The sequence below is a fragment of the Dehalococcoidales bacterium genome (assembly GCA_030698765.1).
Classification (GTDB): Bacteria; Chloroflexota; Dehalococcoidia; order Dehalococcoidales; family UBA2162; genus JAUYMF01.
On the sequence record JAUYMF010000162.1, the window covers coordinates 1 to 5,423 of the forward strand.

At 56.4% G+C, this 5,423-nt stretch carries 5 protein-coding genes; 1 reads left to right on the forward strand and 4 read right to left on the reverse strand.

Going from position 1 to position 5,423, the window contains the following annotated elements; translation table 11 throughout:
• A partial coding sequence (locus Q8Q07_07895; protein ID MDP3880205.1) for an ATP-binding protein occupies positions 1 to 1,214 on the forward strand: 1,214 nt, incomplete at its 5' end.
• A 22-nt stretch (positions 1,215 to 1,236) separates the two neighbouring features.
• Here Q8Q07_07895 and Q8Q07_07900 read toward each other — a convergent pair.
• From Q8Q07_07900 to Q8Q07_07915, 4 genes are all read right to left on the reverse strand, one after another.
• Positions 1,237 to 2,544: an MFS transporter gene (locus Q8Q07_07900; protein MDP3880206.1), complete on the reverse strand. Its 1,308-nt coding sequence runs from the start codon at positions 2,542 to 2,544 to the stop codon at positions 1,237 to 1,239.
• 93 nt (positions 2,545 to 2,637) lie between these two features.
• A complete protein-coding gene (locus Q8Q07_07905) occupies positions 2,638 to 3,870 on the reverse strand; it encodes an MFS transporter (protein ID MDP3880207.1) in 1,233 nt (410 codons plus the stop codon).
• Between the two features lie 25 nt (positions 3,871 to 3,895).
• Positions 3,896 to 4,450, reverse strand: a complete 555-nt coding sequence (locus Q8Q07_07910; GenBank protein MDP3880208.1) for a redoxin domain-containing protein — start codon at positions 4,448 to 4,450, stop codon at positions 3,896 to 3,898.
• 55 nt (positions 4,451 to 4,505) lie between these two features.
• Positions 4,506 to 5,240 (reverse strand): cytochrome c biogenesis protein CcdA, encoded by a 735-nt coding sequence (locus Q8Q07_07915; protein MDP3880209.1) that lies wholly within the window; start codon positions 5,238 to 5,240, stop codon positions 4,506 to 4,508.
• Positions 5,241 to 5,423 lie beyond the last annotated feature (183 nt).

Below are 5,423 nucleotides of genomic sequence, written 5' to 3' on the forward strand. Positions count from 1 at the left end.
TCTATGCAGGGGAACAGGGCTGGGGAGATATTCAGGAGGTCATGGCGACCTCGCTGAGGTCAGCCGGGGAACGGATACTGGTGGCTGACCGTTCCGGGATGATTGTGGCTGATACTGATAGACAATGGCTGGGTAGACAAATCCAGGAGACCGGTCTGAGCGGTGGCGTGGTGATAACCGCGTCCGGAGAGGCGGTGGGAGAACTGTACCTGCTGGTATCAGGCAGGCAGGGGATGGGGATGGGTCACATGGGCGGAGCAGGCGCTCACATGATGCCGATGATGCTCGGCGCCGAGGAAGATTTTTTAGACCGGGTCAATGACTCACTGTGGCAGGCAGGTCTGATTGCCGCCGGGGTTGCTCTGCTGGTAGGTCTGGTGCTTACCCGGCAGATTACCCGTCCTATCCGGGGGCTGATCATGGGAGTGCGTCATATCGCCGGGGGCGAGCTTGGTTACCGTGTGCCGGTCAGGTCACGGGATGAAATCGGGGAACTGTCGGACTCGTTTAATGCCATGGCGTCCAGCCTGGAGAAGGGAGAGCAGTCACGCCGCCAGCTTACCGCTGATATTGCCCACGAGCTGCGTACCCCGCTCACGGTTATCGAGGGTACGGTGGATGGCATGCTTGACGGCGTCTTTCAGGCTAACCCGGAACACCTGCTGTCAATCAAGGAGCAGGTAAGCTTGCTTACCGGGCTTATCGGTGACCTGCGTGACCTTTCACTGGCGGAATCGGGACAGATGAAGTTGAACCTGGCTCCAACAGATCTGGCGTCACTGGTACGGCGTCTGGTATCCCGCTATGAGATAAAGGCCGGTGAGAAAGGTGTGCAACTCAAGACAGGGGAGGCCGGGTCAGTGCCCGAGGTCAACGCGGATCCGGCCCGCATGGAGCAGGTCATCGCCAACCTGCTGACCAATGCCATACGTCACACTCCGGCGGGCGGTAGTATCACCGCTACCGTGGCTGAGATTAAAGAAGGAATAGAAATAACGGTAGCTGATACCGGAGAAGGCATCACTCCCGCGGACTTGCCCCTTATCTTCGAGCGTTTCTACCGTTCCGGTAGCTCACGCTCCAGAAAGGAAGGCGGGACTGGACTGGGTCTGGCTATCGTCAAGCAGATGGTGGAGGCTCACCACGGCCGTGTCTGGGCAGAAAGCGAGCCGGGGAAGGGCAGCATTTTTCATGTCCTGCTTCCGTCTTCTTAGTCTCGTAACTGCCTGAGTGCGATTAGCGGGCGGTAATATCAGCGGCACTGGCGTAGCGCCCGGGCTTGGGGGGATTGGTGGTAGCCATGAGGATGGCTGCCGCTATGAACAAGCCGATGATGACCGTGAATGCGGGGCGGTAGGAGCCCAGCATGTCAAAGGCAAAATTCATGATTATAGGCCCGCTACCGGCGAAGCCGAAAGCGAACAGGTAGCCCATTGAGCGGACCATTCCCAGGTTCAGGCGGCCATAATAATTGGCCCAGACAACCTCCTGCGTCACCGAAACCCCGATAATGCCCAGGCCATAAGTGGCCACGGCTATCCAGAGGAAGATCGGTTCTCCGGCCAGCAGGAAGAGAAAAGCTCCGATGCTTTGAATCAGGAAGGGAGCTATCCTGACCATGCGTTTATGGGCGTGCTCGGCAATGAACCCCATAAAAAAGACGGCGGTGGTCATAATGATAGCCCTGAAGGTAATCACAGCCGCCACCATCGTATCAGTGTGACCCAGGTCCTGGATATATGGCGCCAGGCTGATGTTAATCGCCTGGAAAGCCATGTTGTCGATTGCGTAGGCGCCGGCCAGAAGCCAGAAGGTCCTGGTCCTCAACACTTCCCGGCGGTTCCAGGTGGCTTCTCCTGCTGGCGGTACCTTACCGGCGGAACTTTCCAGTGCCTGGAGGCTTTCGAGTTCGGTGGTACTGGGCTCAATTCCATCAGGGTGAAGCCCCATATCCTCGGGACGGCGGCGCATCAGAAAGATCGACGGGATAAGAACAACCAGCCAGGTGACCACGGCGAAGACGAAGAACATGGTCCGCCAGCCGGAGGCGGCGATGACGAATACGGTCACCGGAGTCATAATGATGTTGCTCAGTTGCCCTCCCGCGTGGGCAAAGGCTACCGCTCGCCCCCGTTTCCGGATGAACCAGTTGTTAATGGCGACATTGGTTACAAGGCTGCCCATCAATGTGAAACCGATGGCGCCGATGACGCTGCGCAGAAGGTAAAACTGCCACAAGAAGTCTATCTGGGTTACCCCCAGCATTGCCAGGCCGACGATGAGGGCCCCAACAGGCATCAGCACCCGGGGGCCAAAGCGGTCAGCTAACGGGCCGACGAAGGGGGCCGCCAGCGCTTCAGTTACCCGCGCGATAGTCTGAATGGCTGCCAGAGCGGTGCGGCTCCAGCCTAGCTCGTTTTGCAGAGGTCTGAAGAAAAGCCCCAGTACCGATGAGTGTTGTTCAGCATAGGCGATCTGGGCCAGGAAAGCCGCGGCGACAATATTCCAGCCGTAGAAATAACGGGGCTTTTTCCCTGATGCCATCGTCACTTATCTTGCCCTCCTACTCCGTCTGAGAATGTCCGGAGAAATTATTCTTTTAATTGCTCTACTAAGGCAGATACCTGAATCTTTTAGCTATGGCCCTGCTTGAGCGCTGATTGGTCTGAGCAGGGTGGACAGGATAAGCCCCGTGATGCCGGCCCCGAGTATTATCAGGAAAGCTATCTGGTAGCTGCCGGTGGTATCGAAGATGCGGGCGGTGGCAATGGGGCCGATGGCGCCGCCGATGTGACTGATGAAGATAGAGGCGCCGTAGATTGCGCCGTGTGACCTGGTGCCGAATAGCTCGGCTATCAAAGGTGCAATCAGGGCGAAGAACCCGCCATGGGCAAAACCGTAGATAACGGCGTACAGGTATAGACCCCATAACCTGTCAGCGAATTGCAGCCAGGATAATGCGGTCACTAATATTATAAAACAGATAAGCACTGCCCGGCGGCAGCTAATCTTATCACTTATGGAACCCATGAACAGTCGGCCCAGGATACTGACCCCGCCGATGGTAGAGAGCACACCGGCCGCCTGTGTTACCGTAAGTCCTGCATCAAGGGCGCGCGGGACGATGTGGAGGGTCATGCTGACCGTAACGTACAAGAGCGATAGATAGGTGATGCAGACCAGCCAGAATTGCCAGTTGCGAAGCGCTTCCTGGAGAGAAAACCCGGTATCAACAAAGTGCGCATCGGTCGTTTTTGATTCGATGCTACCGTACGCCTGCAGACCTTTTTCGCCGGGGTCACGTCTTAAAAACTGGGCGGCAATCACTATCCCTATCAAGCCCACAATCGCGATGTAAATGTAGGAGTTGCGCCACCCATAGCTTGATATCAGCCAGGTAGCCACCAGTGGCATGGCAAAAATACCGGCCCCGGTACCAACCTTGACGATGGCAATCATCATCCCCCGTCTCTTGGTAAACCACCTGGCTGTCGTTGACAGCAGGACAACATTCCCGCTGGCGACTCCCATCCCCACTATTGCCGGGTAGAAAAAGTATAGCTGCCAGACGGCATTAATCTGGGACATCAGATAGAAGCCCAGGCCCATAATCAGGCCGGAGCCGATAATCACCAGCCGCGGGCCGAACCGGTCACTGAGGCCGCCTATGGCGAGAGAAAACAGACCTTCCAGGAAAAATGCCAGCGAATGGGCGCCGGAAATCGTGGTCCGGCTCCAGCCAAACTCGGTTTGTAGCGGGCTAAAAAAGACGCCGTAAGTGCTTGACGAACCATGCATTAAAAAGATGATAAAAACAGAAGCGATGACCACGATGTAGCCATAGAAAATCTTGCCGTCCCTGCCTCTCATCTGTTTTCCTGTCTCTTCGTCATTATTATCTCATGGCTGAGTTCAACCGGCCCTCCATTGCCTGCTGGCTCATGGCTCCGATATTTATCGTCCTGATTATCCCTTCTCCGTCCAGGAAGAAGCTGGTGGGGAGAGCGGTGACACGGTAGCGGTTAGCGACCTCGCCGGTAGTATCGAGAACAAAAGGCCAGCTATAGCCATTTTCCTGTACGAAACTGAGGACTTCTGCTTTCGACTCCATAATGTCGATGCCGATAATTATCGCGTCCTTGTCTTTATATTTCTGGTATACCGCCTCGATGTCCGGCATCTCCTCACGGCAGGCAGGACACCAGGTAGCCCAGAAGTTGAGGAATACCGCCTTGCCCCGGTAGTCACTGAGGCGTACCCGGTTGCCTTCCAGGTCGGTAAGGGTAAAGTCAGGCGCCGGGTGTCCGATGTTGGGGGAGGGTGGAAGATTTCCCTCACTGCTGGCCGGTTTGAATGATGAATAGCAGCCGGTCACGGTGATTAACCCGGTCAGGATTATGGCCAGGAATAAAAGGGCGGCCCGGCTACGGCGCGGCATACCGTATGGCAACAGCGTCTTTATTTTCTTACCTCTCCCGTTTTTAATCCGGTGACTGCCGGAGTTTTCATCCCAGGATGCCTCCTGTCGTGAACCAGAAGTAAAGGATGTAACCTCCGGCGAAGATGAGCAGCAGGCTGCTGAGACGGGATATCACCGGCGTCAGGCGCTGTAACCGGCGGTTGACCGTCTCCTTAAACAGCGCGGAACTGATAGTGATCACAGTAATGACGAACCCCATGCCCAGGGCGTAGCTGGCGAACTGAAGCAGGCCTGAGACAAGTCCATGAAAAGCCAGGGCGCTGCCGACTACGGCCAGGAAGACCGGCAGGGTACAGCTCAGCGCCGCTATCCCGTAGGCAATGCCAAAAATGAAGAACCCTCTGATACCCGGATTGCCGCTATTTTCCAGGCGGCTGGCCAGACGTGCCGGCAGGTTGGTATAAAACTGGCCGCCCACCAGGAGATAGATACCCAGCAATATCAGCGCCACGCCGATGATGACTGCCACCCACGGTATTAATCTGACCAGGAATTGCCCGCCTAATGATACCAGGACACCCATGGCCCCGAAGAAGGCGACAAACCCCAGGGTTACCACCAAGCCCATCCCCAGTGCCCGGGCGCTACGCCTTAAAGCTGATTGTGCCTGGAACCGCTGTTCTTTACTCCCCAGGTAGAGAGAGACATAGGCGGGCAGCATAGCGATCCCGCAGGGGCTGACGGTGGTTACCATACCCGCCCCGAAGGCATAACCGAAGGGCAACAGACTGGCCAGATTGGCGACCAGGGTTTCAATCATCTTTCCCCTTGCTGTATTTTCTCCGCGTGCTTACCGTAACCGAAGAAAGCGGCCCGCCGCCTTCGCTGCGTCTTTCGTGAAAAGCGGCGTCAAGCTATTATAGCAGAAGAGAGTCTGCAGTCACAGGGGATAAAAAAGCTGCCACCGCCAACGGCACCACCACCAATTGTCGGAGCTTGTCCT